The following is a 26,052-nucleotide window of genomic DNA, read 5'->3' as shown; positions in this document are numbered from 1 at the left end:
GTGCCCATGTAGAGCAGGCCGATCTTCTTGTGGTCCGTAGTCGTCAGCCAGTCGACGAGACCCGTCGACCGCGGCCGGACGCCAGCGGGCTCCGACGCGGACGGTCGCTCGTCGACGAGCGTCACGCGGCCCGGCCCCGCTTCGCGCGCGCCCACCGGTCGAAGGCGGCGGGGGTCAGCGTCTCGACGTCGAACCCCATGCGGTCGTGCGCCAGGCCGCAGAACTCGGCGCAGTGACCGACGAAGCGACCGACCCGGTTCGGGCGCACGTCGATCTGGTTGTCGACTCCGGGGATGAGGTCTCGCTTCTCGAGGAAGGCGGGCACGTAGAAGGAATGGATGACGTCGGTGGTGCGCAGCTTCAACCGCACCGTCCGGTTGACGGGCAGCACGAGCGTCGGCGGGTGTTCGAGGTCGCCGACGATCGTGATGTCCTCCTGCACGTACCGGAAGCGCCACTGCCACTGGAAGGCGGTGACCTCGACGCGCACGTCGGGGTGGTCGCTCAGCTTCGTCACCCGGTTCTGGGTGACGACGTTGACGCTGAAGAGGACGACGACGATGAGCAGGGGCACCGCGGTGTAGAAGATCTCGAGCGGGATGTTGGAGTGGGTCTGCGCCGGCAGCTCCTCGACCGGTCCGCGGTGGCGGTAGCGGAAGACGGCCCAGAGGATGAGGCCCATGACGAGCGCACCGATGATCGCCGCAACCCAGAACAGCCCGCGCCAGAGCCCGAGGATGTCGTCACCCTGCTCAGAAGCGGATCGGGTCGCGCCGTAACGCGAGCCGCATCCCGCGACCAGCAGCGGTCCGAGGATGGCGAGCAACCGCGCGACTCGGGGTCGGGGGGCGATGCGCCGAGCCTATCGAGAGGGTCGCGTCAACCTTCAACCCGCGGAATCGAGCCCGCCCGGCTCAGGGCCGGGCGATGTCGCGGTCGAACGACGGTCGCAGCGGCATGTCGCTCCGCCCGCCGTCGGCGCGCACCGCCAGCACCTGGTGGACCTGGGTGCGTCCCGCCTCGAAGTTCAGCGCCGAGGCGGCCATGTAGAGCCGCCAGATGCGAGCGCGCGCGATCCCCGCCTCGGCCACCGCTTCGTCCCAACCCCCCTCGAGATTGGCGACCCAGCGGCGCAGGGTCAGGGCATAGTGCTCGCGCAGGCTCTCGACGTGGCGGACCTCGAAGCGCTCGCGCTGCATCGCGGACACGACCTCGCCGACCTCGTGGAGCTCGCCGTCGGGGAAGACGTAGCGATCGATGAAGCTGGCTCGGGCGAAGCGGGGCCGATCGCCGGGCGGGCGGGCGATGGCGTGGTTGAGGAGGCGTCCCTGCGGCCGCAGGAGGCCGTACAGGCGTTGGAGGTAGACGCGCAGGCTCGCCAGCCCCACGTGCTCGAACATCCCGATGGAGCTGATGGCGTCGTAGGGGCCGTCGGTCACGTCGCGATAGTCCTGCAGCCGGATCTCGACCCGGTCGGCGAGCCCCGCCTCCGCGACCCGTTTGCCCGCGAGGTCGGCCTGGCGGGCCGACACGGTGACGCCGACGGCCCGGACGCCGTGGTGCTCGGCGGCGTGCAGCACCATGCCGCCCCACCCGCAGCCCACGTCGAGCAGGCGCATGCCCGGCTCGAGCCCGAGCTTCCGGCAGACGAGCTCGTGTTTGGCCGCCTGCGCGTCCTCGAGCGAGATCGAGGGGTCGCGCCACACGGCGCACGAGTACGTGAGGGACGGGCCCAGCAAGAGCCGGTAGAACTGGTTGGAGACGTCGTAGTGGTGCGCGATCGCGGCGGCGTCGCGCGCCTTCGAGTGACGTGGGCCCCGCAGGCGAACCTCCTCCTGCGGGGGTGGCAGCGGCCGCAGCGCGCGGACGCCGCCGGCAGCCGTGACGAGCCGGAGGATGTCGACCCACTGGCGGCGCGTCACCCGGACGTCGGGCAGGTGGTCGCGGAGCGCGAGCGCGGCGAAGATGTCGCCCTCGACGTCGAGGTGACCCTCGACGTAGGCGCGGGCGAAGCCGAGCTCACCCGGCGCCGTCAGGAGACGCTGGAGCGCGGCGGGGGAGCGCACCACGAGCGTTGCGGCCGCGTCGGGCGGCCCGAGTCGGGTGCCGTCGTACGCCAGGACCGCGACCGGCAGGTCGTTCCCCAGGAGGTCTTCGATGATGTGGGCCAAGCCGCGACGATCGACCATGGCGCGGACACTACGACGCGACGCGCTCCGTGTGCACGTGCAGCTCGGGTCGCGGGCGCGCCGAGATGCGAAGCTGCGACCACGGCCGGCTGAACGCGATCGCGGTGAGCGCGGCCGCCAGTGTGGAGGCACCGGCCACGACGAGGCCGGCGCGTGGCCCGAACTGACGCGGATCCGACAACCAGCCCACCACCGGCCCGCCGAGAGGTGTGCTGCCCAGGAACACGAGCACGAACAGCGCCATGACGCGACCCCGCAGGGCGGGGTCGGAGTGCAGCTGCACGGTGGAGTTGGCGGTGGCGATGAAGGCGATCATCGACGCCCCGACCGGCACCAGCAGCGCTCCCAGGACCACGGGGTTCGGCGCGGCGGCCGCGAGCAGCGCGGTGACACCGAAGCCGACCGCGGTGCCGAGCAGCCACTTGCGCGTCGGTCGCCCGCGGCCCGCGGTCGCGAGCGCCCCGGTCAGCGAGCCGACGGCCATCACCGACGAGAGCGCACCGTAGAGCGCGGGACCGCCGTCGAACGTGTACTTCGCGAGCAGGGGGAGCACGACGACGAAGTTGAACCCGAACGTGCCGACGACCGCGACGAGCAGGATCGTCGAGCGGAGCTCGGGGGTCGACCAGGCGTGGTGCAGCCCGGCGCGGATCTGTCCACGTCCGCGAGGGGCGGGTTCCAGGCGGTTCAGGTCGGCCGGCGTCATGCGCGTCAACCCGATCAGGACCGCCACGTAGGAGAGGCCGTTGACGAGGAACGCGGGTGCGATGCCGACGGTGGCGATCAGGATCCCTGCGATCGCAGGCCCGACGAGACGGGCGGCGTTGAACGCGGCGCTGTTGAGGGCGATCGCGTTGGGGACGGCGTCTCCCCCCACCATCTCGGTCACGAACGACTGGCGCGTGGGGTTGTCGATCGCCGTCACGCAGCCGAGCGCGAACGCGATCGTGTAGATCATCCAGAGCTCGACCCGGTCGAGGGCGACGACGGCGAAGAGCACGAGCGCGAGCGTGCCTGCGGCGGTCTGGGTCCACAGCAGGGTTCGGCGCTTGTCGAAGCGGTCGGCGATGACGCCTCCCCAGACGCCGAAGAGCAGCAGCGGGAGGAACTGGAGCGCGGTCGTGAGGCCGAGCGCCACACCGCTGCCGGTCAGCTTCAGCACCAGCCAGCCCTGGGCGACGATCTGCATCCACGTGCCGGTGAGCGACACGAGCTGCCCGGTGAAGAAGAGGCGGTAGTTGCGAATGCGAAGGGAGCTGAAGGTGCGACCTGTGACGAGGCGGAAGCGGGTCATTCGGCGCCCTCGATCACGCGCTCGAGGATGCGTGCGGCGTTGTCCAACGTGGCCAGCTCGGAGGGCGTCAGCGACCGGAGGTGCGACGCGAGGTAGGCGTCGCGGCGCGTGCGGCTCCGCGCGACGAAGCGCTGGCCTTTCGGGGTGAGGGCGACACGCGTCACGCGGCGGTCGTGGGAATCGCGCTCACGGGTCACCAGCTCCACCGCCTCGAGACCGGCGACGATGCGCGTCATGGTCGGCGGCCGCACCTGCTCGACCGACGACAGCTCGCCGAGCGTCAGCGGCCCGATGCGCTCGATGCTCGAAAGCGCGGCGAGCTGCGACGGCGTGACGCCCGCGCTCGCGTGCTGGCGCAGCCGGCGGGCCAGCCGCATGACGACGAGGCGGAGCCGGGCGGCCACCACGCGCTCGTCGTCGGCGGAGACGTCGGTGGACGGGGCGATGGTGGACATGTGCTTAGCATAACTAATTAGCGCGCCGAAGTAGTCCCGGAATTGCAGCGGTCCCGGGATTGCAGTGGTCGGGCCGGGGCGCGACGGTCCCCGGGCGACCGGCGAGGCATGATGCGGACATGAAGCTCTCCGAGCAGGAGATCCGCGACGGCTTGACCGGGCTCCCGGGCTGGGGTCTGGGCGACGGCGAGATCGAGAAGCGCTACGAGCTGCCGGACTTCCGCGCCGCGATCGCCTTCGTCGTCCGCGTGGCCTTCGAAGCCGAGGCCGCCGGTCACCACCCCGACCTCGACGTGCGGTGGAACAAGGTGCGCGTCGCGCTGGCGACCCACAGCGAGCACGCGATCACGACCAAGGACCTCGACCTGGCGAGGACGATCGAGGCTCTGACACTGGCCTGAACGGCCGTGACACGGGCCTGAACGGCCGTGACACGAGCCTGAACGGCCGTGACACGAGCCTGAACGGCCGCGCCGCGCGTGGTTCGAAGTCCGCGGTCGAAGTTTCCCTACAGCGCCGAGGAGCGTGCGCCGATATGGCGGTATCGCGGGCGCGAGGAAGACTAGGGGTGAGGTCACGTGAGGCAGGGCGAGGGTGTCCAGGTGAGGAACCGTTTCGACGGGAACTGGGTGCAGGGCTTCGAGGTGGCCGATGTCGAGGACGGGGACGGGGACGACGAGCGGTTGTTCCGTCTCCGTCGCCGGTCCGACGGAGCGGTGCTGCCCGAGCTGTTCCGGGAGACCGAGGTCCGCGAAGGGGACCGCCGCACACCTCGTTCGCTGCCGTAGCCGGCGGCGCCCGCGCGGCGGGCACGACCCGCCCGTCTAGGGTCGAGCCATGCCCGTGCAGCAGGGAATCGTCGGCCCCATCCCTGAAGGCGCAGACGCCGAGGCGTACGACAAGCTCCGGCGGCGCGTGCTCTGGACGATGCCGAGCGGCCTCTACGTGATCGGCTCGCGGCACGGCGACAGGCTGAACCTGATGACCGCGAACTGGGTCACCCAGGTGAGCTTCGATCCCAAGCGCGTCGGCGTCGCGGTCGAGAAGGAAGCGGTCACCCACGGCCTCATCACCGAGGGCGGGGCGTTCTCGGTCAACGTCGTGAGTCGCGAGGACCGCGCCATCGTCCGCAAGTTCACCAAGCCGGTCGAGGTGGACCTGACCGCGAGCACGTTGAACGGGTTTCCCTTCCACGCCGCCCGCACCGGCGCGCCGATTCTCGACCAGGCGGTCGCCTACGTCGACTGCGCCGTGGCTCAGGCGGTCGACGTCGGCGACCACACGCTGTTCCTCGGTGAGGTCGTCGACGCCGCGTTCCAACAGGACGAGGCCGTTGAGGTCCTTCGCATGGAGGACACCCGCATGAGTTACGGAGGCTGAGCGGGAGAACTGAGGCGGCGTGCGGCTGGCGAGCTTCAACATCCTCCACGGGCGCTCGCTCGCCGACGGCGTCGTCGACGGGAGGCGGTTGACCGCGGCGTGCGCCTCGATCGGAGCCGACGTGCTCGGGATGCAGGAGGTCGACCGCAACCAGGCCCGTTCCGGCGGGCGGGACCAGACGGCGATGGTCGCCGAGGCGCTCGACGCGGTGGCGTGGCGCTTCGAGCCTGCCATCGTCGGCGAGCCGGGCGGCATCTGGCGGCCGGCCAGGAACGGCGATGCCGCCGAGACCGGTGACATGGGCTACGGCGTAGGTCTGGTCTCGCGGCTCCCGGTGCGGACGTGGTACGTCGTGCGCCTGGCCGCGGCGCCCGTGCGGTCGCCGGTCTACGCGACCGGGTCCCGCCGCGTCCTCCTGTTGCGGGACGAGCCGCGCGTCGGCCTCGTCGCCGAGGTGCAGACCCCGGTGGGGATGATGACGATCGCCACCACCCACCTCTCGTTCGCGCCCGGCTGGAACGCGATGCAGCTTCGTCGTCTCACGCGGATCCTCCGCCGCCGCACGCCGGCGGACCAGCCGTGCATCCTCCTGGGTGACCTCAACCTGCCCGGGCCCGTTGCCCGGTGGACCACGGGTTGGCGTTCGCTCGCCCGGGTCAAGACCTTCCCCGCACCCAACCCCTCGGTGCAGATCGACCACGCGCTCGCGGACGGGCGTGTTCCTGCGGCTCGCGCCGCGTGGGCCCGGGCGCTGCCCGTCTCCGACCATCGGGCGTTGGTGGTCGACCTTGCCGGCGGTTGACGCCGCCACGGCCGGGGTCCGGTAGCGTCTTCGCCCGTGGCGGTCCGACGGCTGCGCAACTCCGAGTGGGGCTTCGCCGTGCTGAGGGGCGCACCGAGCTGACGGACGTGATCTGGATCGCCGAGGCGGCGGCCTTCACCTCGCTCGTGGAGCATCTCGGCGAGGTGGCGCTCTACGCGTTCGACACCGAGTTCCACCGCGAGCGCACCTACTACCCGCTCCTGGCACTGCTGCAGGTCGCGTGGGCGGGCGGTGTGTCGCTGATCGACCCGCTCGCAGTCGATATCGCGCCGCTCGCCGCCGTGTTCGAGGGCCCGGGGGTCGCGGTGGCCCACGCCGCCGACCAGGACCTGGAGGTGCTCGAGCGCTCCTGCGGCACGATCCCCCGCCGGCTGTTCGACACCCAGCTCGCGGCCGGCTTCCTCGGGTACTCGTCGCCCTCCCTCGGCACCCTCGGCGGCAAGCTGCTCGGCGCCAACCTGCCCAAGGGCGACCGCCTCACCGACTGGACCCGGCGCCCGCTCTCGGATGCGCAACGGGTCTACGCGGCGGCCGATGTCGCCCATCTGCTCGACATGCACGCGGTGATCGTCGAGCGCCTGACCGCGTCCGGACGCCTCAAATGGGCCGAGGAGGAGTGCGAGGCGATGCGGGCGCGCCGGCGCGGCAACCCCGACCCCGACACCGCGTGGTGGCGGGTGAAGGATTCCCGCACCCTGCGAGGCTTGTCGCGCGGCGTGGCCCAGGCGGTGGCGGCGTGGCGTGAGCGTCATGCGGCGGCGACCGATCAGCCGCTGCGGTTCGTGCTGTCCGACCTGGCGATCACGACCATCGCCCACCACCCGCCGAGCACCCTCGAGGAGCTGCAGGAGCTGCGCGGGGTCGACGGCCGTCATCTTCGCGGGGGCATGGGCCAGGAGATCCTCCAGGTGGTGCGGGAGGGCCTCGAGCTCCCCACCGAGGCGCTGCGACTGCCGCCGGCCGACGACGTCGACCGCCACCTGCGGCCCGCGGTGACGCTCGCTTCGGCGTGGGCGTCACAGCTGTCGGCCGACCTGCGCATCGACAACGCGCTGGTCGCGACCCGCGCCGACCTCACCGCGTTCGTGCGCGGCGACGGCGATGCCCGGCTGTGCCGGGGTTGGCGTCACGACCTCGTGGGCGAGCCGCTGCGCAGGTTGGTCGAGGGCGAGGCCGCGCTCGCGTTCGCGGGCCGCGGCAAGCTGTCGCTCGAGGAGCGGTCGGGCCGGCCCTATCCGCTCGACGCCCGGCCGCTGCCTCCCGACGACGGGTGACGCCCGGTCAGGGTGACGGCCGGTCACGGTGGCGGCCCGGTCAGGGTGGCTGCCACTGGTCGAGGGCTTCACGGGCGCGGGCCGTCCACCACTCGAGGCCCGAGCGCTCCCGCGCTCGCGCGTCGCGGTCTTCGGCGGTCGCGCCCAGCGCCTTCTCCCAGCCCAGCTGGACGAGGGCGCCGAGGAGCGCGAGGCGGAGCGCGTCCTGGTCGTGGGCGCGCCCGGCTGCGGCGCGAACGTCGTCCACCAGCTCGTCGAGCGAGGCCTGGACCGCGGCTCCGTTGATGGCGACGTACCACGCGTAGTCGACCGCCGGCGGTCCCCACGAGGTCTGCGGACCCCAGTCGATGACGACGACGCGGTCGCCGGCGACGCCGAGGTTGCCTACCTTCAGGTCGCCGTGCAGGAGGGCGGCGTCGAAGTGCGCGAGCGCTTCGGCCAGGGGTCCGGTGGACTCGAGGATGTGAAGCACCGCGTCGGCCACGTCGTCCGCCACCACGTCGGCGAACCGCTCCCAGCCCTGCAGGACGAGCCGTGGCACCTCGTGGTCGGCGCGGTGCGGGGCGGTCGCCGTGGGCGACAGGAACCCGAGGAGGTCGGCGAGCGTGCACAGGTCGTCGACGGGTGGACGGGTGAACGTGCGGTGGAGGGCCGCGGTGGCCCCGAGCAGCTGCCGGCTCTGGGACCGGGTGACGAGGACGCCGTCGGGCAGCAGCGAGGCGCTGACGTCGCGCATGACGACCGTGCATCCGTCCGGCGTCGGCGCCACGCCGACGATCGCGGTGTCGATGGCGGGCGGCATGCGATCGAAGACGCCGGCAGCCCAGAGCCGGGCGACGCGGCCCGTGTCGTGCGTGGCCTGCATGATCCAGTCGAGGCGGGGGTCGACGTGCTTCAGCACGAGCCCGGTGCCGTCGGCGAGGGTCACGCGCTCGAGCGTCGACCCCGACTTCCCGTCACCGTGGAGCGGGTGACGTGAGACGGCCGTGGCCAGCGTGGCCTCCAGCTGCTCACCGGTGTTCAAGCCGCCCCCCGCGCCGGCGCCTCGCGGAGGAGCACGGCCTGGTTTGGCGCGAGCCGGCCCGTGGCGCGGTCACCCTCGCTGCGGCCGTCGCTGGCCACCTCGACGACCCACTCTCCGCTCAGCGCGATGTCGACGGCGGCGTCGGTGAAGTTCACCGCCACGAGCCGGCGGTCGCCGTCGGCCTCGCGTTCCCATGCGAGCGCGCCGACCGACGCGGGCAGGAGACGGAACGACCCGGTCCGCAACGCCGCGCTGTCGTGGCGGGCGCATAACAAACGACGGTAGAGGTGCAGGATCGAAGCGTCGTCGGCGCGCAGGTCCTGCACGTCGCGCGACGACGACTCGGGGGGCCACGGGAGCCACGGGTCGTCCACGCCCCAACCGTGGTCGGTGGCGCCGGTCCACGGGATGGGAGCCCGGCAGCCGTCGCGGCCGCCGGGATCGACGCGCCGCTCGGGCGGGACCGTGGCGTCCTCCAGCCCGAGCTCCTCGCCCTGGTAGAGGAAGGGCGTGCCGCGCAAGGTGAGTAGTAGCACCGCGGCGGCGCGGGCCCGTGCCTCCGACCCGCCGTAGCGTGTGCGATGACGGCGGTTGTCGTGGTTGGAGAGGACCCACGTGGGCCACGCGTCGATCGGGTCGAGCTCCGCGACCACACGCTCGATCCGCTTGTGCCACGCGCCCGCGTCCCACGGCGCGTGCAGGGGAGGGAAGTTGAAGGCGAGGTGCAGCTCGTCGCCGGCTCCGTAGTACTTGGCCACCAGTGCCGTGGAGAGCAGGTAGACCTCACCCACCATCATCCGATCACCGGGGTACGAGTCGAACAGGCGGCGCAGGTCGCGGAGGAGCGGATGGGTCTCCGGGCAGTCGTTGAGCGCGGAATGGGGGATCCCCACCACCTCGGCCGGATCGTCGGGCAGGTCGGGTCGCTTGCCCATGCACTGCACGACGTCGATGCGGAAGCCGTCGACACCGCGGTCGAGCCAGAACCGCACGACACCGTGCATGGCCTCGACCACCTCCGGATTTCCCCAGTTCAGGTCGGGCTGCTGGGGCAGGAAGCAGTGCAGGTACCACTGGCCGGTGGCGTCGTCCCAGGTCCACGCGGGGCCGTCGACGAAGGTGGCCGCCCAGTTGTTCGGCGGCTGGTCGGGTGAGCCGTCGCGCCACACGTACCAGTCGCGCTTGAGGCTGTCGCGCGACGCGCGGGCCTCGACGAACCACGGGTGCTGGTCCGAGGTGTGGTTCGGCACCCAGTCGATGAGGACGCGGAGACCACGCCGGTGCGCGTCGGCGAGCAGCCGGTCGAAGTCGGCGAGCGTGCCGAACAGCGGGTCGACGTCGCAGTAGTCGGCCACGTCGTAGCCGAAGTCGGCCATGGGCGAGCGGAAGAACGGCGAGAGCCAGACCGCGTCGACGCCCAACCACTCGAGATGGTCGAGGTGGGCGCGGATGCCCTCGAGCGTGCCGACCCGCCCGCCGCTGCCGGCGAACGAGCGCGGGTAGAGCTGGTAGACGACGGCCGACTTCCACCACGGCGTCGACATGCGGGGCATTGCCATGCGGGCGACAGCGTAGGAGTCGTCAGCGGTGCACGGAGCCGGACGGAGGCGGACGCAGCGAGCTCGGGTCGAACGAGCTGGGGTGCATGCGGCTCGGGCGGCGAAGGGGCGCCATGGTCAGGCCCACGAGAACCGAGAGCACGATCCACACCACGACGACCGCGGCGACCATGACCACTTCCTGAACGGTACGCCCGGCCTCCTCGCCCGAGGTGGATGGCGACGGGTCACCGGGCGTCGTCGGGTCGCAGGTCGACGCGCAGGACCAGGAAGCCGTCCTCCAGCGAGCCCTCGGCGTCGCCGAGCATGGCGAAGTCCTGGTAGTCGAGCTGCATGCGCTCGACGAAGCGCTTCCGGTCGGCGCCCTCGAGCGGCGGCATGGGCCGGTTGCGGACGGCTTGGGCCCGCTCCTTGAAGCGGGTGATCATGGCATCGACGTCGAGGGCCTCTCCCATGGCCCCCACCGTATCCAGCTCGCCCGCGAACCCAAGGTTGGGTCGGCCCGGCGATAGACTGAGCGGGCCCAGGTGGCACAGGAACCAGGCAGCGAAGCAACACCAGGCAGCACTGCAACCAGGCAGGCAGAGCAACCAGGCAGGAACAGCGACGACCAGCCGGCGGGACCCAGGTCGGAGCATCGAGTCGGGAGCATCGACGTGAAGAAGGGACGACATCGCCGCTTCGAGGAGGCGCGTGCGCTGAAGCGCACGACCGAGACGATCGTCGAACCCTGCCCCGAGTGCGGCGCCGACCCCGAGGACGAGCACGCGTCGTGGTGCCTCGCAGGTGAGGACGACGACGCCGCCGACGAGCACGCGGTCGACGAGCTCGGCGCCGACGGCTGACAGGAGCACAGGCGGGTCCCGGCGTGCGCTCGGCGCCGTCGCGGCCGTCGTGGCCCTTGCGTGCGGTGCCGCCTTCGCCTCCGGCCGGGTCGGCGGCTCTGCGGGCCCGCGGTCCGGGCCGGTGGGTGCGGCCCGGGAGACGAGCCGCCCCTCGCCCTACTCGGGGCTCGGCACCTGGGTCGACGTCTACGACTGGAGCCGGGAGTTCAGCGGTGGTCGTCCCGTCGTGGGCCCCGCCGACGTCGACGCCATGGCGGCCGCCGGTGTGCAGACGCTGTTCATCCAGACCGCGAAGGGCGAGGACGCCGGCGACCTTGTCGACCCCGACCTCCTCATCACCATCGTCGACCGGGCCCGGGCCCGCGGCTTGCGGGTCGTGGGCTGGTACGCGCCGACCCTGGTCGACGAGGCGGCGGACCTGCGCCGGCTCCTGGCCGCGGCCTCACTCGGAGTCGACGGCGTGGCGGTCGACATCGAGGTGCGTGACGTCGGCGACGTCACCCTGCGCAACCAGCGCCTGATCTCCCTCAGCCGGGGCCTGCGGCGGGCGCTGCCGGGCCAGCGGCTGGGCGCCGTCGTCATGCCGCCCGTGCTGCTCGACGTCGTCAATCCCGGCTACTGGCCCGGCTTCCCGTGGCGCGAGCTGGCCCGGTCATACGACGTGTGGCTCCCGATGTCGTACTCGACCGAGCGCCGTCGCGACTCGGGCTGGCGCGACGGTTACCGCTACACGGTCGAGAACGTCCGCCGGCTCCGCGAGCACCTGGGGCGGCCCCATGCGCCGGTGCACACGATCAGCGGGCTCGCCGACCGCCTCACCCGGGCCGACCTCGAGGGCACCGTGCGGGCGGTGGTCGAGACGGGTGCGGTGGGCGCCAGCCTGTACGACTGGCGTTCGACCGGCGCGGTGGCCTGGCCGTTCCTCAGCCCGCTGCGCGCGCCCTAATGGGGGTCTAATAGCCGGCCCGTGCGCAGACGAGGTCGATGTCGGCAGGGGTCGCGCCGCTCTCGACGACGAGGTCGCCGATTCGGATCCCCGGGGGCGACGGACGCGAGGGGTGGTTGCGGTGCGCGTAGGTGACCGGCCCACCCGTCAGCATCCCCCGGTGCGCGTGGAGTGCGAGCGGATGACCGCGTCGCTCGAGCCCGTCGAGTAGGTCGGCGAGGGCGGCGTGCTCGGCGCGATTGTGTGCATCGGTCAGGCTGTCGATGACGACCGGCCCGATCGACTCGGCGTCGCGTTCGAGCACCGCGAGCGCCGGCGAGAAGGTGCGTGCCCGCTTGCCGGCCCGCACGCGCGCGACCGCCTTCGGGGTCGGCTTGCGCCGCTGCACTTCGCTCAGCGCGCGGTGGTCGAGGTACCGCACGGCGAGCGACGAGTTGCGCCGGGCATGGCGGGCGAGGTCGGAGCCCGACGGCCCCGGGCGCGCGGTGCCCGACGCCCGTTCGATGGCGCGCTCGGCGTCGACGATCGACCGCAACGCCGCCACCAGAATGCGGTTCTCGGGCGTGTCGTACGCCCGGGCGGTGGTGGTGCAGACGTAGAGGTCGGACGCGCCGGCCGTGGCGCCGCGGGTCGACATCGTCTCACTCCACTGCACCGGTCCGCGAATCTCACCGTGGCACCGCTCGGCGCGGTTGGTCGTGGCGGCACCGAGCGAGCGCAGCAGCACCGGCATACGGAACAGCAGGGCGGCCACTTCTGGGCTGGTCGCGTGCAGGTACCCGGCGAGCGCCTCAACCGAGCCGTGACTCCGGCCGAGCAGGGCCTCGGCGGAGCGTGCGGGGTCGAAGGGACGCGCCAGGCGCGCCCAGATCCGTTCGGCCGGCGCTGGCGTCGACCCGCTCAGCGGCGAGCCCGGGCTCGCGGGCCTCAGATCGACGACGGGGACGTCCACCGGGTTCCGTGCCCCCTACGCCGGGAGCTCGACCCCGAGGACCTGTTCGATCGTGCGGCGCGCCTCGACGAGCTCGTCCTTGTCGAAGATCTCGGCCACACGCTCGTAGAGCTCGGCGGCGCGTTCGTCGTCGATGCCCTCGAACTGAGGCAGGAGGTACGCGTAGAAGACCTCGTAGAGCAGGCGCGACTCCGAGGACGCGGTCGACGCCCGCTGGGCGGCGTAACGAGCGGCGTCGATGAACACCGCAGGGCCGAGCTCCTTCAGGTCACGCAGACCGAGCAGTCGGCTCACGATCTCGCCCGGGCCGACGAGGAGATCGCGATATGCCTGCTCGTCGGGCGGCACGACCTCGATGAAGGCGAACCGACGCATCAGTGCGAACGACATCTCGAACAGCAGGTTCTTGTCGAACACGTTCATGGTGGCGACGATGCGCCACGTGGCGGGCACGCGGATGGGGTCGGTGCCGGGTGGCACGTCGACGCCCGGCGGCACCAGCGAGATGGGGTGGCTGTTGCCCCGACGCTTGAACGGCAGCACGACGGCCTGTCCGGAGAGCACGGTGAAGAGCTGTCCGAAGGCACGGTCGAAGTTGGCCCGGTTGAGCTCGTCGACCACGAGCCACTTGCCGCTCTCGATCGCGTCGACGAACATCCCCGGCCGGAAGATGAGGCCCTCGAGCGTCGGCTGGAGGCCGCCGATGGTCTCGAACGTCGTCCACTCGGTGGTGGCGGTGGTCGGCAGGTAGCCGGTGCACATCACCGCGCGCTGCGCGACCTCGGCCGAGAGGTAGGCGAGGGTGGTCTTGCCGGTGCCCGGCGGGCCGGTCAGCACCACGTGCTTGCCCGCGTCGATCGCCGCCACGACCTGCTCCACCACGTTGGGGTGCAGGCGCATGCCGGCGGCAGCGACTTCCTTCTGCAGCGTCTCGACGTTGAATTCGGCCATGAGGGATGGATCTACAGGAACGCACGCGCGTTCTCGAGAGCTAGGTCGGCCAATGCGCCGTGCGACCTGAGCGCTTTTGTCCCGTCCCGGCCGATCCGCTGGACCGCCAGCCGGCACCACTCACCCATGGGGCCCGAGATGCGGTCGGTGGCGTCGTCGGGGCCGAACGACCAGTCGGCGCCCTCGGGGTCGACGAGGTCGAACCGCAGCGTGCGGCCGGGTGGGGGATCGACGCCGGCGACCGACAACGCGTAGGGGAGCGCCCGGGCGCCGATCCACGCCACGTGGTGCAGCCGTCGGGTGTCGGCGCCCGGACGACCGACCGCGGCCCGGATGTCGAGGCCGTGGGCCCAGTGCTCCATGATCCGCGCCGCCCCGAAGGCCCGGAGGCCCATCCCGAGGCCCCACGGCACGCGCGCGGCGGGATCGAGCCCCCGGAGGGCGGCGCGGTTGCGCGCCGCGGCGCCGGTCCACCAGTCGAGCACCTCGGCCGGCGTCATCGCCCGGCCCCGGAGGCAGCCGGCCAGCGTGAAGGCGTCGCCCGACGGGTACTGCTCGACCTCGACGTTGATCTGCCGCACGCCGCCCGTCGCGGTGTCGTGGGCCAGCTCCTCGGTGTCGGCGAGGTGCGACACCTGGTCGCGCACGTCCCAACCCACCGCCGGCGTCGGGCGCGACCACTCGGTGCCGGCGAGGTCGCGGAGCAGGGCCTCGAGGTCGCGCTGCTCGGCTTCGAAGTCGTCGAGCACCGCGCGAGTCGCGGCGGCCGCTGCGCTTCGATCCTCGCTCACCGGTGCACCATCCTCGTGCCTCGGCTGCTGCACCGCCCTGTTCCGATGGAGCTGCGGTCCTCCGCTGCGCTTCGGTCCTCGCTCAAGACTTGACTGAGCGCCGCACGGTGGGGTGCGGGAGGAAGGCGACCGGCTTCGCATCGCGCGCGTCGAGGTACTCCGCGACGCGCGCGTAGACGCGCTTGCCGACGAGCTCGATGAGCTCGTCGCGCATCGTGCGGTAGACCGGGTCGCGCGCCACGAACGCCTCCGGCGCCTCGGTGCACCACCAGTGGAACTCCTGGCCGCCGTCGCCCCAGTGCCGCCGCTGCCACTCGATGATCGTCGAGGTCACGTGGCCGTCGTCCTCCTCGTGGTCCTCGCGGCGCAGCGGCAGCTGCCAGCACACCTCGGGCTTGTAGTCGAGTGGCCGGTGGCCCCTCTGCAACGCCGCCTGGTGCAGCGCGCAGCCGGGGCCGGCGGCGAACCCCGGTCGGTTCAGGAAGATGCAGGCGTCGCGGACGAGCCGGGTGACGGTGGCGCCCTCGGCCCCGCGCTTCGTGACGCCCCGCTCCCTGCCCTGCTTGCGGAACTGCCACTGCTCGTCGGTCAGCGTGGCGGCGATCTTCTTCACCCGCTTCACGTCGGCGTCGTCGCTGAAATGGGCCCCGTAGGAGCAGCACCCTTGAACGAGCTCGGGCACCGGGCCTGTGAGGACACCTTGGCAGCCCGATCCGAAGATGCATGTCCACGAGCTCCGGAGGAAGGTGACGTCGAAGACCCACGTGCGGTCCTCGTCGGGGTCCTCGAACGAGACCCACTCGCGAGTGGAGTTCAGCGGTTGTCGCTTCTTGCTCACCCGACGAAAGCTAGTGCGCCGTCGCCGCGAGCTCGCGCCACAGCTCGCCCGCCGCGAGGAGCCCCTTCCAGAACTGGCTCATCACCATGCGCTCGTTGGGCGCGTGGATGCGATCGCCCGGCAGCCCCACCCCGAGGAAGAGGACCGGTGCGTCGAGCACCCGACCGAGCGCTTCCTCCGGGCCGCTTCCGCCCTCGCGGGTGAACAGCGGTGGTGTGCCCCACACGCGCCCGATGGCGCGCGTCAGCGCGCCGACCGCGGGATGGTCGACGGGTGTGAGCGCCGGTGCCACCGCGCCGATGGGCGTGACGCGCGCGTCGATGCCGTCGGGCACCATCTCCGCGAGCCACGAGCGGAAGGACGCCGCGACCCTCTCGGGGTGCTGATCGGGAACGAGGCGGAACGTCACCTTGAAGCCGCCGCGCGTGCCGTCGCCCGTGTAGCCGACCCCGATGCCGACGACGTCGCAGGTCGGGCGCGACCACACGCGCTCGAGCGTGGAGCGACCCGCCTCGCCCTCGAGCCGCCGCACGCCGGCCTCGGCCATCCACTCGGCGTCCCGGAACGGCAGCCGGGCGAACGACGATCGCTCGGCGTCGCTGAGGGGACGTACGTCTTCGTAGAAGCCGGGGATCGCAATCCGGCCCTCGGAGTCGTGCAGCGACGCGACCAGTCGGGAGATGTGGTGAGAGGGGTTGGGCACCGAGCCGCCGTAGACACCCGAATGGAGATCGGCCGTCGCGCTGCGCAGCTCGACATCGAACGCGACCAGGCCGCGCATGCCGACGCACGTGGAGGGGACGTCGAGCGACCACATGCTGGTGTCGGACACGACGACGACGTCGCAGGCCAGTCGGGCCCGCTCCCGCCGCAACAGCACCTCGAAGTGCGGCGAGCCCACCTCCTCCTCGCCTTCGACGACGAACTTCACGTTGACCGGGAGCGCACCGTCACGGCGCAGGAGGCCGCGGACGGCCTCCAGCTCGTACAGCACCTGGCCCTTGTCGTCGATGGCGCCCCGCGCCCGGCACTCGTGGCGCCCACCGGGATTCGTGGTGCGCTCATCCACCGTGACGGTGGATGAGCGCACCGAGAAGCGAGGCGAATGCCCGCCCCGCAGGTAGGTTGGCCCCGGTGGACACGGCTCTCGTCGGTGACCTGCGTGCCGCGCTCGCACCCGATCGCGTCCGGGTGGGCGCGCTGGAGCTGGATCTCTACGCGCGCGACGCGGGAGCGATCTCGGGCCACGCCGAGGTGGTCTGCTTCCCGCTCACGGCCGAGGAGGTGCAGGCGGCGGTGCGCGTCGCCCGGGCGCACGGACGCCCGTTCGTGCCGCGGGGGTCGGGCACCGGGCTCGCCGGTGGGGCGGTGCCCGTCGGCGATCCGGTCGTGATCGTCACCACCAAGATGACGCGCGTGCTCTCGATCGACGAGGACGAACGGATGGCATGGGTCGAGCCGGGTGTCCTGAACCTCGACCTCACGCGAGCGGTCGCCCATCTCGGGCTGCACTACGCGCCCGATCCCTCGAGTCAGCAGTCCTGCTCGGTGGGCGGCAACGTGGCCACCAACTCCGGAGGCCCGCACTGCCTTCTCTACGGGGTGACGAGCGCCCACGTGCTGGCCATCGAGGTGTGTCTGCCCGACGGGTCGCTCGCGCTCCTGGGCGGCCTCGACGCCGAGCCTTTCGGCTATGACCTGCGCGGCGCGTTCGTGGGCAGCGAGGGAACGATGGGCATCGCCACCCGGATCGCGGTGCGCCTCACGCCCGACCCGCCCGCGGTGCGCACGCTCCTGCTCGACTTCACGTCGGTCGAGGACGCCGCTGCGACCGTGTCCGCGATCATCGCGGCGGGTCACGTTCCGGCCGCGCTCGAGATGATGGACGCCGAGATCACGCGCGCGGTCGAGGACTTCGTGCACGCGGGCTTCCCCCGCGATGCCGCGGCCGTGCTGCTCGTGGAGGTCGACGGGCTACCTGCCGGCACGGACGCGGCCGCGCAGGAGGTGGGCGAGATCGGCCGGGCCCACGGGGCACGCACCGTGCGCGTCGCCGCGGACGAGGCCGAGCGGGCGCTGCTCTGGAAGGGGCGCAAGTCGGCCTTCGGCGCCATCGCCCGCATCGCCCCCAACTACTACCTGCACGACGCGGTGGTGCCGCGCACCCGCCTGGTGGAGGTGATGCGCGCGGTGTACGAGATCGCGGCGCGCCACGAGCTGATGATGATGAACGTCTTCCACGCCGGCGACGGCAACCTGCACCCGTTGATCGTCTTCGACCGGCGCACGCCGGGCGTGATGGAGCGGGTGATGGCGGCGGGCGACGCGATCATCACCGCGTGCGTCGAAGCGGGTGGGGTGCTGTCCGGCGAGCACGGCATCGGTCTCGAGAAGCGCGATCTCATGCCGCTCCTGTTCTCGGCCGCCGACCTCGACGCGCAGGCGCGCCTGCGCGACGTGTTCGATCCCGACGGTGTGTCGAACCCGACGAAGGTGTTGCCCGCGGGCTCGCGCTGCGGCGACCTCCAGCGGGTGCCCGAGGGCGTATGGATCTGACCGCGTTCGCCGAGGCGGTCGGCACCGAGGGCCCGGTGACGGCCGTGGGCGGACGCACGCAATGGGACGTCGGTGGTGCGGTCGCCCCCGGCACGCGCGAGGTGCGCGCCCCCGAAGGCATCCTCGAGTACGAGCCGGGCGAGATGACCGTCCGGTGCGGTGCGGCCACGACCGTGCGCGAGGTCGACGAGGTCGTGGGGGCGCACGGGCAGCTCGTGGCGTTGCCCGATGAGGCGGGCGCGACGGTCGGCGGCGTCTTGGCCGTCGGCCGGAGCGGAGTGCGGCGTCTGGGCTACGGCCCGGCGCGCGACGTTCTGCTCGAGGCGCGCTACGTGTCGGCCGAGGGCACGCTCGTCAAGGCGGGTGGCCCGACGGTGAAGAACGTGAGCGGCTTCGACCTCTGCCGCCTGCTCGTCGGCTCGCTCGGCACCATCGGCCTGCTCGGCGAGGTGCGCCTGCGGTGCCGGCCCCGACCCGCCCGCTCGCAGTGGTTCGCCGGTGAGGTCGACCCGTTCGCGCTCCACCGGGAGCTGTACCGTCCGACGTCGATCCTGTGGGACGGCTCCATGACATGGGTGTTGCTCGAGGGTCATCCGGTCGACGTCGACGACCAGGCCCGCCTCGCCCGGCTGGCGCCGGTCGACGGACCGCCGGCGGTGCCCGCCGAGGGCCGGCGGTCGCTGCGCCCGTCGGAGCTGCGGGCGCTCACGGGGGCCTTCGTCGCGGAGATCGGCGTCGGCATCGTGCACCTCCCGCACCCGGTCGACCCGCCTGCTCCGGCTGCGCTCGACCTGCACCGCCGGATCAAGGCCGCGTTCGACCCGACGGGCCGGCTCAACCCGGGCCGTCAAGCGTGAGCGGGCCGATGACTCTCACTGGCGCACGCTTGCGCGTCGACGACGACGAGCTGGTGGCGTGCGTGGCGTGCGGGCTGTGCCTGCCGCACTGTCCCACCTATCGGGTCACCGGCGAGGAGTCCGCGTCGCCGCGTGGGCGCATCGCGGCGATGCGCGCCGTCCACTTCGACGGCCGCCCGCTCGACGACGACTTCACCCGTTTCATGGACCTGTGCGTGCAGTGCCGTGCGTGTGAAGCCGTGTGCCCGTCGTCGGTGCCGTTCGGCCACCTGATGGAGGGCGCGCGCGACACCCTCGCCCGGGAGACGCGCTACCAGCCGTGGTGGCGGCGGGCGGGCTACCGCATCCTCGGGCACCACCGCCTCCTCCTCGCGGCGTCGACCGCGCTCGCGGTCGCCCAGCGAGCCCGCGTCGTCCCCCGCCGGCTCGGTCTGCCGCGCCTGCCCTTGCGCCGCACCACGCTCGCGCCCACCGGCACCGATGTCTGGCTGTTCACCGGATGTGTGATGGACGCGTGGATGCGGCCGGTGCACGCCTCGGTGGTGCGCGTGCTCACCGCGGCGGGCGCGGGGGTGGCCCTGCCCGGCGCGGGAGCGGACTGCTGCGGCGCGCTGCACGCCCACGCCGGGCTGCTCGACGACGCGCGTGCCCTCGCCCGTCGGGTGATGTCGTCGATGCCGGGGGATGCGCCCGTGCTCGTCGACTCCGCCGGTTGCGGCGCCGCGCTCGAGGACTACAGGCACCTGGTCGGCACCCGCGAGGCCGAGCGCTTCGCGGCGCGCGTGCAGGACGTGAGCGAGTGGCTCGCGCCTCGCATCGACCAACTGCCGGCGGCCCCGCGTCATCGACGCCCGACGGTGGCCGTGCAGGATCCCTGTCACCTGCAGCACGTGCAGAAGGCGCACCAGCACGTGCGAACCGTGCTGCGACCGTTCGTCGACGTGGTCGAGCTGGACGACGAGGGCCTCTGCTGCGGCGCGGGTGGTGCCTACGCTGCACAGCATCCCGAGCTCGCAGGCGCGATCCGCGACCGCAAGGTCGGCGCCATCCGCCGGAGTGGCGCGACCGTGGTGGCGAGCGCCAACCCCGGGTGCGTGATGCACCTCGCCGCTGCGGGGCTCGTCGTGCGGCACCCCTTCGAGCTGATCGACGACGCGTTGGGAGGACCCGGTGCCGGGTGAGTTCGACGATGTGCGCCGGCGCCTCGAGGGCATCGCCGAGGAGCTCGCCGACCTGGCCATGGTCCGCCTGCGCGAGTCGATCGACGCGGGGGGCACGGAGCTGCCCATCGACGAGCGCCGCCTCACCCGCGCCCGCCGGGCGGTGGAGAAGGCGGTGTTCATCCTCCGCGAGCCCGACGACGGGCCGGGTTAAGCGACCAGCGAGCACGGCCCGGCGTGGGGTAGGGGCCCCACGCTCGGGAGGAGGCCGGGGTTGGGGCCCCGGCCGGGGGAGCGAAGCGACCAGCTAACCCTGCAGGCGGTTGAGGGCGTCGATGAACGCCCGGAGACGTCCGTGGGCGAGACGGTCGAAGTGCAGCACGACGCGCGGGAGGTCGACGACGTCGTCGTCCGCGACCTCGGGCGGCAGCGCGGTCGTGGCCTCGAGGTGGCCGGTCGTGCGGATGTCGGCGAAGTCCGCGTCGAGCTGCGCCAGCTCCTCGGTGGTCGGAGCGACGCGCATGCGCACGACGAGGCGGTCGCCGACGTACCGGATGGAGTGGTAGTTGCGGTAGAAGCCGGTGAGCTCGTCGACCGCGGTCGTGACATCGTCGGTGATGCGGTAGAAGGCGACGTCGTCCGCGTCGACCAGCCCGCGCGCCGCGACCTCGGTGATGAAGCGCTCCCACGCGTGCCAATAGGTGCCTCCGGGCACCTCGAGGAGCACGATCGGCGCGGGCACGGCCTTGCCGGTCTGGAGGAGCGTCAACAGCTCGAAGGCCTCGTCGAGCGTCCCGAAGCCGCCGGGGAGGACGGCGAACCCGGCCGACTCCTTCAGGAGCATGAGCTTGCGCGTGAAGAAGTACTTCATCTCGACGAGATGGGTGTCGGCCTCGATGAACGGGTTTGCACCCTGCTCGAAGGGCAGGCGGATGTTGACTCCCAGCGAGTGCTCGAGACCCGCGCCCTCTGCACCCGCGGCCATGATGCCCGGCCCCGCGCCCGTGACGACCATCCACCCACGCGAGGCGAGCGCGGCGGCGAGGTCGCGGGTCTGCGCGTACAGCGGGTCGTCGGGAAGCGTGCGCGCGGACCCGAAGATCGTCACCTTCGGCGTGTTCTGGTACGGCGCGAACACCTTGAAGGCGCTGCGCATCTCCTTCAGCGCGGCGTTGGTGATCTTCAGGTTGAGCCGCTCGGCGCCGTCCTGGGCGAGGCGCACCACCGAGCTCAGGATCTCGAACAGCTGATCGCGGTTCGGCTCGACGCCCGCCGCGTCGAGCAGCTCGACGAGACGACGGTCGAGATCGGGATCGCCGGTGCGGTGGCGGGGCAGGCGCTCGGACTTCATGCCGCGGTCACTCTTTCACGCATCGGCCGTCGTTACGCTGACCTGATGACGCGGACCTGCTCGTTCTGCGGCGCCGTCGCCGAGGCGCCCGACGAGGGCATGCCCGCAGGCTGGTCGTTCGCGGTCGAAGCTGGGCGCGTCACGTGGCTCTGCACCGACTGCGCGCGCGTCAACATCCGGGCAATCGAGGGCAAGCTGTCCGAGGAGTACTGGCAGTAACGGGTTGCCACCGCGTCAGTGGACGCGCCGGATGAGCCCGGGCACGCGGGGCAGCACGAGGCGAGAGCCCAACCCGGCCAGCAGCAGGGCCCGGCGGCGGTGCCCGTCCCACCCCAGGCCGTACTGGTCGCGCAGCGGCGCCGGGAGGAGCCCGACGGTGATCTGCCGCCCGAGCTCGGCCACGGGCGCGACCGGCCACGGCAGGCGGGGATGCAGGACGTCGCGGGCCAGGCGCCGAGCGGTGTCGCTGACTTCCAGGGTCGCGATGCACCCGCGCACGTAGGCACGGAACGCCTCGAGGTCAGGTGGTTGTGCGGCGCGGGGCACGCCGAGCAGCTCGGCGACCACGGTCGACTCGTCGTAGTAGCGCTCGGCGTCCGCGGCCGGGAGGGGCCGGAGGAACCGCTCGTGGACCCGCAGCGCGGTGTCGACGAGGGTCGCGTGCACCCACATCAACAGCGCGGGGTCGTCGGCGCGGTAGCCGTCGCCGACGACGTGCTCGTGCACCGAGCGCACCGACGCGGCGGCGGCACGAGCCTGCTCGGTCGTGCCGAACACGATCGCGAACGATGCCTCGAGCGTGCGCTGCAACCGGGCGAACGGGTCGGCGTGGAAGCCGCTGTGCTCGGCGACGGCGGCCGCAACCATCGGGTGCGCGAGCTGCATAAGCAGCGCCCGCCCGCCGCCGAGGAGGAGGACGCTCTCGCCGTCGACTCGGCGAATCACCGCGTCGGCGGGGAAGAGACCGGGTGCGCCGACGGAGCTGCGGGTCAGGCCGCCGCCTCCACCCGGCCGTACAGCGTCGTCCGCTGCTCGAGCGGACGGCCGAGGGGCTCGACGATCTCCCCGAACGAGCGCTCGTCCATGCGCTGGCCGTGCGACGCGCCGGCGGCGCGCGAGATGTTCTCGTCCATCAGGGTGCCGCCGAGGTCGTTCGCGCCTGCCGCCAGCACTTGACGGGCGCCGTCGGGGCCCACCTTCACCCACGACACCTGGATGTTCGGCACCCACCCGTGATAGGCGATCCGTGCGACCGCGTGCATGAGGAGCGTCTCGCGAAAGGTCGGGCCGCGACGCGCCTTGCGCTGCAGGTAGATCGGAGCCGCCATGTGCACGAACGGCAGGGGCACGAACTCGGTGAAGCCCCCGGTCTCCTTCTGCAGGGCGCGGGTGCGCACCAGATGACGGGCCCAGTGCACCGGTCGCTCGATCGAGCCGAACATGATCGTGATGTTCGAGCGCAGGCCGACACCGTGGGCGGTGCGGTGCGCGTCGAGCCACTCCTCGGTGTCGATCTTGTCGGGGCACAGGGCGGCGCGCACCTCGTCGTCGAGGATCTCGGCCGCGGTGCCGGGGAGGCTCTTGAGGCCGACGTCGATGAGCCGCTGCAGGTAGACCGCCAACGGCTCGCCCAGGCGCCGAGCGCCTTCCGTGACCTCCAGCGCGGTGAACCCGTGCACGTGGATCGCGGGGGCGACGGCCTTCACCGCCCGGCACACGTCGATGTAGTAGTCGCCGTCGAAGCTCGGGTGGATGCCGCCCTGGAGGCAGACCTCGGTGGCGCCGAAATCGACCGCCTCGAGCACTCGACGCTGGATCTCGTCGATACCGAGCAGGTAGGGATCGCCGCGCAGGTTGAGCGAGAGCGGCCCCTTCGAGAACGCGCAGAACCGGCACTTGAACGTGCAGATGTTGGTGTAGTTGATGTTGCGGTTGGCGACCCAGGTGACGACATCGCCGACGGCGCGGCGCCGGAGGTCGTCTGCCACCTCGGCGACCGCCGCCACCTCGGCCCCCCGCGCCGAGAACAGCGCGACGAGCTCGTCGACGTCGGGCTCCTGGCCCAACAGCACGCCGGCGAGCGTCTCGCCGACCGCGCCGCCGGCGCGCGGAGATGCGGGGAGCAGACGCGGAGGCGGGCCCTCGCCCCCCGAGTACCACACGGGATCGTCGCGTCCCAACCCCTCGGCATCGGCGCGGTCGAGGACCGGGAACTGCATCGCCGGATCGAGCCAGCGCTCGGGAGCGTGCGCCATCTCGGGGTAGATCGTGAGGCGGGGCGCGAGGGTGAAGCCGGCCGCCTCGGTTACTTCGCGCAGACGGTCGAGCGCGGGCCACGGGCGCTCCGGGTTGACGTGGTCGGGGGTCACCGGCGACACGCCGCCCCAGTCGTCGATGCCCGCGCCCAGCAGGCGGCCGAAGTCCTCCGAGAGGTTCGGCGGGGCCTGCACGTGCACGTCGGGCGGCAGGACGAGCCGGGCCAGCGCGATCGCCTCCAGGTACACATCGTCGGGGCACGGCGGCGCGGCGTGCATCGTGGTGCCGGGCTTGGGCAGGAAGTTCTGGACGATCACCTCTTGCACGTGGCCGTGACGGTGATGCGAGGCCGCGATCGCCTCGAGCGCGTCGACGCGCGCCGCTCGCGTCTCGCCGATGCCGACGAGGATGCCGGTGGTGAACGGGATGGCGAGCTCGCCCGCGGCGTCGAGCGTGGCCAAACGGCGTTGGGGCGTCTTGTCGGGCGAGCCGCGGTGACAGTCGAGCGCGGGGTCGAGCGACTCCAGCATCATGCCCTGCGACGCGCTCACCGGCCGCAGCGCCGCCAGCTCGTCGCGGAAGAGCGCACCCGCGTTGGCGTGTGGCAGCAGACCCGTCTCCTTCACCACGAGCCGGCACATGGCGGCGAGGTAGTCGAGGGTCGAGGTGTAGCCGCGCTCGGCCAACCACGCGGCGGCCACCGGATAGCGCGCCTCCGGGCGCTCGCCCAGGGTGAACAGGGCCTCGTGACATCCAGCCGCGGCACCCGCGCGCGCGATCGCGAGAACGTCGTCGGGAGCGAGGTACGGCGACTCGATGCGCGCCGGGGCCTTCGCGAACGTGCAGTAGCCGCACCGGTCGCGGCACAGCTGGGTCAGCGGGATGAAGACCTTCGGGGAGTACGTGATCCTCGTGCCGTGGGCGTCGTCGCGCACCTCCGCCGCGAGCGCGAGGAGGTCCGGGAGGGTCGCTCCCGCCAGGTCCGGGGTCATGGATGTCACCCTATTGCGGCCCGGCGAGCAATGGTGACGAGTTCGGGGAGACGACTTCGGGGAGACGACTTCGGGGAGACGACTTCAGGGGAGGGAGCCCGTGATGCCGAGCACGCGCACGATGACGGCTCGCCGGGTCCGTCGGCTGAGCGCCGTCGTCGTGGCGTGCGCGCTCGTCGCCGGCTGCGGTGGCGGTGGCACGCGGAAGCAGGAGCTGTCTCAGGCCGATCAGGCCCGCGCCGTGCGCATCAACTTCACCGGCGCGGACTTCCCCGCGGGCTGGTCGAAGGCGGCGGCGGTGGGCACCGCCGGGGAGGGCGGCAGCGACGAGGTCGACCGCACCATCGAGGACTGCCTCGCGCAGGAGCAGGACGCCTCGGCCGCAACCGCCGGCGCCAGCTCGGAGGGGTTCGTGCTCGGAGCGCTGCACGTCAGCTCAAACGTGACGTTCGCCCCCTCGGTGGCCGCCGCCCGGTCGGACCTGGCGGGGTTGAAGACGGCGCGCGCGCAGTTCTGCTTCAAGCAGGCCATCCAGAGCACGACGCGCGAGCTGGAGCCGGTGCCCACGTCGGTGGACCAGACCACGACCACGCTCTTCCTCGGCGACGTGCGCGTCGATGCTCTCCCGTTGACCACTCGGTACGGCGACGACGCGGTTGCGATGCGCGCCATCGCCGTCCTCCGCACCATCCGAGGTGAGGACATCCCGGTGGCGTCGGACCTGGTGGTGTTCGTGAAGGGACGGGCGCTGGTGTCCGCCTCGTTCGTGGCCTCGCCGACGCCGTTCCCCTCAGACCTCGAGCAGGCGTTGATGACGAAGATCGCGAGCCGCGCCTGACGGGTGCCCGCGCGCCGTGACCGGAACGGGGGGCCGCCTGCCCTTCAGAGCCCGGCCGCGGCTTCGCGGTCTGCGAGCCAGACGACGCGATCGGCGCGGATGCGCGCGGCGGGCACGTCCTCGCCGTTGCACACCGCGGCCAGCGCCCAGCGCCGGCCCTCGCCAGACGCGGTGACGAGCACGAGGCGGCTGCGGGCGATGGCGGAGAAGGTGAGCGTCATGCGCGGGTGCGGGTTGTTGCCCCGCGGGTCCTCGTTCATGACGACGAGCCGCCCTTCGTCGGCATCGAGCGCGGCGGATCCGGGGAACAGCGACGCGGTGTGCCCGTCGGGGCCGAGGCCGAGGTGCACGAGGTCGAAGTGCCCCAGCTGCGCCACCCGCTGCTGATAGGGGTCGGGCCCCTCGTCGCAGCGCATGGGGTAGACGGCGTTGGCCGCGCCGACCCGCTCGAGCAGCGCCTTGCGCCCCAGCCACTGGTTGGAGTCGTGGTCGTCAGGGGGCACACACCGTTCGTCGCCCCAGTAGACGTCGACCTGCCACCAGTCGATCTGGTCGCCACCGTCGGCGGCCAGGCGCTCGTAGCAGCGGCGGGCGGTGTCGCCGCCCGACAGCGCCATCGAGAACCCTTCACCGGGCCGGTTGTGGAACGCCTCGATCACGCGTTCCGCGAACTCACCCGCCACGTCGTCCACCACGATGAGCTCGCCGTTCACGCGCGCAC

Annotated in this window: 28 protein-coding genes and 1 pseudogene (1 of these 29 only partly in view); 12 read left to right on the top strand and 17 right to left on the bottom strand. The window is 72.3% G+C overall.

Features of this window, described 5'->3' with window-relative positions; translation table 11 throughout:
• The 5 genes and pseudogenes from E6G06_09195 to E6G06_09175 form a co-directional block, all read right to left on the bottom strand.
• A pseudogene (locus tag E6G06_09195) lies at nucleotides 1–8 on the bottom strand (cytochrome ubiquinol oxidase subunit I) (it extends 1,512 nt beyond the left edge of the window).
• A gap of 113 nt (nucleotides 9–121) precedes the next feature.
• Nucleotides 122–853 carry a cytochrome c oxidase subunit II gene (coxB, locus tag E6G06_09190; protein TML91623.1) on the bottom strand — a complete coding sequence of 244 codons (732 nt, stop codon included), beginning with the start codon at nucleotides 851–853 and terminating at the stop codon, nucleotides 122–124.
• Between the two features lie 61 nt (nucleotides 854–914).
• Nucleotides 915–2,189: a class I SAM-dependent methyltransferase gene (locus E6G06_09185; protein TML91622.1), complete on the bottom strand. Its 1,275-nt coding sequence runs from the start codon at nucleotides 2,187–2,189 to the stop codon at nucleotides 915–917.
• A 10-nt stretch (nucleotides 2,190–2,199) separates the two neighbouring features.
• Complete coding sequence (locus E6G06_09180; protein ID TML91621.1) at nucleotides 2,200–3,483, bottom strand: MFS transporter; 1,284 nt, start codon at nucleotides 3,481–3,483, stop codon at nucleotides 2,200–2,202.
• Nucleotides 3,480–3,938, bottom strand: a complete 459-nt coding sequence (locus E6G06_09175; protein ID TML91620.1) for a MarR family transcriptional regulator — start codon at nucleotides 3,936–3,938, stop codon at nucleotides 3,480–3,482. The genes E6G06_09180 and E6G06_09175 overlap by 4 nt, the downstream gene beginning before the upstream one ends.
• 119 nt (nucleotides 3,939–4,057) lie before the next feature.
• Between E6G06_09175 and E6G06_09170 the strand changes: the two genes are divergently transcribed.
• The 5 genes from E6G06_09170 to E6G06_09150 all read left to right on the top strand — a co-directional run bounded on the left by E6G06_09170 (nucleotide 4,058) and on the right by E6G06_09150 (nucleotide 7,415).
• Nucleotides 4,058–4,339, top strand: a complete 282-nt coding sequence (locus E6G06_09170; protein ID TML91619.1) for a 4a-hydroxytetrahydrobiopterin dehydratase — start codon at nucleotides 4,058–4,060, stop codon at nucleotides 4,337–4,339.
• A gap of 201 nt (nucleotides 4,340–4,540) precedes the next feature.
• A complete protein-coding gene (locus tag E6G06_09165) occupies nucleotides 4,541–4,726 on the top strand; it encodes a hypothetical protein (protein TML91618.1) in 186 nt (61 codons plus the stop codon).
• Between the two features lie 49 nt (nucleotides 4,727–4,775).
• Nucleotides 4,776–5,318, top strand: coding sequence for a flavin reductase (locus E6G06_09160; GenBank protein TML91617.1), 543 nt, complete (start codon nucleotides 4,776–4,778; stop codon nucleotides 5,316–5,318).
• Nucleotides 5,319–5,337: 19 nt separating this feature from the next.
• The gene (locus tag E6G06_09155; protein TML91616.1) at nucleotides 5,338–6,120 is read left to right on the top strand and encodes an endonuclease; all 783 of its coding nucleotides are present in this window, start codon (nucleotides 5,338–5,340) and stop codon (nucleotides 6,118–6,120) included.
• Entirely contained in the window at nucleotides 6,057–7,415 is a 1,359-nt protein-coding gene (locus E6G06_09150; GenBank protein TML91615.1) for a hypothetical protein, read from the top strand. Before E6G06_09155 ends, E6G06_09150 begins: the two co-directional genes overlap by 64 nt.
• Before the next feature lie 40 nt (nucleotides 7,416–7,455).
• Here E6G06_09150 and E6G06_09145 read toward each other — a convergent pair whose 3' ends face one another.
• From E6G06_09145 to E6G06_09135, 3 genes are all read right to left on the bottom strand, one after another.
• A complete protein-coding gene (locus tag E6G06_09145; GenBank protein ID TML91614.1) occupies nucleotides 7,456–8,439 on the bottom strand; it encodes a hypothetical protein in 984 nt (327 codons plus the stop codon).
• Entirely contained in the window at nucleotides 8,436–9,983 is a 1,548-nt protein-coding gene (locus E6G06_09140) for a DUF3459 domain-containing protein (protein TML91709.1), read from the bottom strand. Before E6G06_09140 ends, E6G06_09145 begins: the two co-directional genes overlap by 4 nt.
• Nucleotides 9,984–10,225: 242 nt before the next feature.
• On the bottom strand, nucleotides 10,226–10,453 hold the full coding sequence (locus E6G06_09135) for a hypothetical protein (protein ID TML91613.1): 228 nt from the start codon (nucleotides 10,451–10,453) through the stop codon (nucleotides 10,226–10,228).
• Nucleotides 10,454–10,654: 201 nt separating this feature from the next.
• Here E6G06_09135 and E6G06_09130 point away from each other — a divergent pair, with 201 nt between their 5' ends.
• Nucleotides 10,655–10,843 carry a hypothetical protein gene (locus tag E6G06_09130; protein TML91612.1) on the top strand — a complete coding sequence of 63 codons (189 nt, stop codon included), beginning with the start codon at nucleotides 10,655–10,657 and terminating at the stop codon, nucleotides 10,841–10,843.
• 121 nt (nucleotides 10,844–10,964) lie between these two features.
• Nucleotides 10,965–11,789, top strand: coding sequence for a hypothetical protein (locus E6G06_09125; GenBank protein ID TML91611.1), 825 nt, complete (start codon nucleotides 10,965–10,967; stop codon nucleotides 11,787–11,789).
• Nucleotides 11,790–11,796: 7 nt separating this feature from the next.
• Here E6G06_09125 and E6G06_09120 read toward each other — a convergent pair whose 3' ends face one another.
• The 5 genes from E6G06_09120 to E6G06_09100 are packed head-to-tail and all read right to left on the bottom strand — an operon-like array spanning nucleotide 11,797 to nucleotide 16,498.
• A complete protein-coding gene (locus E6G06_09120) occupies nucleotides 11,797–12,741 on the bottom strand; it encodes a hypothetical protein (GenBank protein TML91610.1) in 945 nt (314 codons plus the stop codon).
• 15 nt (nucleotides 12,742–12,756) lie between these two features.
• Nucleotides 12,757–13,692 (bottom strand): hypothetical protein, encoded by a 936-nt coding sequence (locus E6G06_09115; GenBank protein ID TML91609.1) that lies wholly within the window; start codon nucleotides 13,690–13,692, stop codon nucleotides 12,757–12,759.
• A gap of 11 nt (nucleotides 13,693–13,703) precedes the next feature.
• On the bottom strand, nucleotides 13,704–14,624 hold the full coding sequence (locus E6G06_09110; protein ID TML91608.1) for a maleylpyruvate isomerase family mycothiol-dependent enzyme: 921 nt from the start codon (nucleotides 14,622–14,624) through the stop codon (nucleotides 13,704–13,706).
• The gene (locus E6G06_09105; GenBank protein TML91607.1) at nucleotides 14,566–15,321 is read right to left on the bottom strand and encodes a hypothetical protein; all 756 of its coding nucleotides are present in this window, start codon (nucleotides 15,319–15,321) and stop codon (nucleotides 14,566–14,568) included. The genes E6G06_09110 and E6G06_09105 overlap by 59 nt, the downstream gene beginning before the upstream one ends.
• Before the next feature lie 10 nt (nucleotides 15,322–15,331).
• Complete coding sequence (locus E6G06_09100; GenBank protein ID TML91606.1) at nucleotides 15,332–16,498, bottom strand: M20 family dipeptidase; 1,167 nt, start codon at nucleotides 16,496–16,498, stop codon at nucleotides 15,332–15,334.
• On the opposite strand from E6G06_09100, the gene E6G06_09095 reads away from it, so the two are divergent.
• The 4 genes from E6G06_09095 to E6G06_09080 are packed head-to-tail and all read left to right on the top strand — an operon-like array spanning nucleotide 16,447 to nucleotide 20,108.
• The gene (locus E6G06_09095) at nucleotides 16,447–17,877 is read left to right on the top strand and encodes an FAD-binding protein (protein ID TML91605.1); all 1,431 of its coding nucleotides are present in this window, start codon (nucleotides 16,447–16,449) and stop codon (nucleotides 17,875–17,877) included. The genes E6G06_09100 and E6G06_09095 overlap by 52 nt on opposite strands.
• Entirely contained in the window at nucleotides 17,868–18,734 is an 867-nt protein-coding gene (locus E6G06_09090) for an FAD-binding protein (GenBank protein TML91604.1), read from the top strand. The genes E6G06_09095 and E6G06_09090 overlap by 10 nt, the downstream gene beginning before the upstream one ends.
• 8 nt (nucleotides 18,735–18,742) lie before the next feature.
• Nucleotides 18,743–19,915, top strand: a complete 1,173-nt coding sequence (locus tag E6G06_09085) for a (Fe-S)-binding protein (protein ID TML91603.1) — start codon at nucleotides 18,743–18,745, stop codon at nucleotides 19,913–19,915.
• Nucleotides 19,905–20,108 (top strand): hypothetical protein, encoded by a 204-nt coding sequence (locus E6G06_09080; GenBank protein ID TML91602.1) that lies wholly within the window; start codon nucleotides 19,905–19,907, stop codon nucleotides 20,106–20,108. Before E6G06_09085 ends, E6G06_09080 begins: the two co-directional genes overlap by 11 nt.
• 93 nt (nucleotides 20,109–20,201) lie before the next feature.
• Here the strand turns inward: E6G06_09080 and E6G06_09075 are convergent, their stop codons facing one another.
• The 3 genes from E6G06_09075 to cofH all read right to left on the bottom strand — a co-directional run bounded on the left by E6G06_09075 (nucleotide 20,202) and on the right by cofH (nucleotide 24,493).
• Complete coding sequence (locus E6G06_09075) at nucleotides 20,202–21,245, bottom strand: TIGR00730 family Rossman fold protein (protein ID TML91601.1); 1,044 nt, start codon at nucleotides 21,243–21,245, stop codon at nucleotides 20,202–20,204.
• A gap of 234 nt (nucleotides 21,246–21,479) precedes the next feature.
• Entirely contained in the window at nucleotides 21,480–22,190 is a 711-nt protein-coding gene (locus E6G06_09070; GenBank protein TML91600.1) for a DUF2236 domain-containing protein, read from the bottom strand.
• 44 nt (nucleotides 22,191–22,234) lie between these two features.
• On the bottom strand, nucleotides 22,235–24,493 hold the full coding sequence (gene cofH, locus E6G06_09065; protein ID TML91599.1) for a 7,8-didemethyl-8-hydroxy-5-deazariboflavin synthase subunit CofH: 2,259 nt from the start codon (nucleotides 24,491–24,493) through the stop codon (nucleotides 22,235–22,237).
• 412 nt (nucleotides 24,494–24,905) lie between these two features.
• Here cofH and E6G06_09060 point away from each other — a divergent pair, with 412 nt between their 5' ends.
• Nucleotides 24,906–25,331 (top strand): hypothetical protein, encoded by a 426-nt coding sequence (locus E6G06_09060; protein TML91598.1) that lies wholly within the window; start codon nucleotides 24,906–24,908, stop codon nucleotides 25,329–25,331.
• A 44-nt stretch (nucleotides 25,332–25,375) separates the two neighbouring features.
• Here E6G06_09060 and pgl read toward each other — a convergent pair whose 3' ends face one another.
• Nucleotides 25,376–26,044, bottom strand: coding sequence for a 6-phosphogluconolactonase (pgl, locus tag E6G06_09055; GenBank protein ID TML91597.1), 669 nt, complete (start codon nucleotides 26,042–26,044; stop codon nucleotides 25,376–25,378).
• Between the last annotated feature and the right edge of the window lie 8 nt (nucleotides 26,045–26,052).

This window comes from Actinomycetota bacterium (genome assembly GCA_005888325.1).
In the GTDB taxonomy this organism is placed as follows: Bacteria; Actinomycetota; Acidimicrobiia; order Acidimicrobiales; family AC-14; genus AC-14.
Note: the sequence above shows the minus strand (reverse complement) of the source record. Positions and strands in the feature narration are given on the sequence as shown.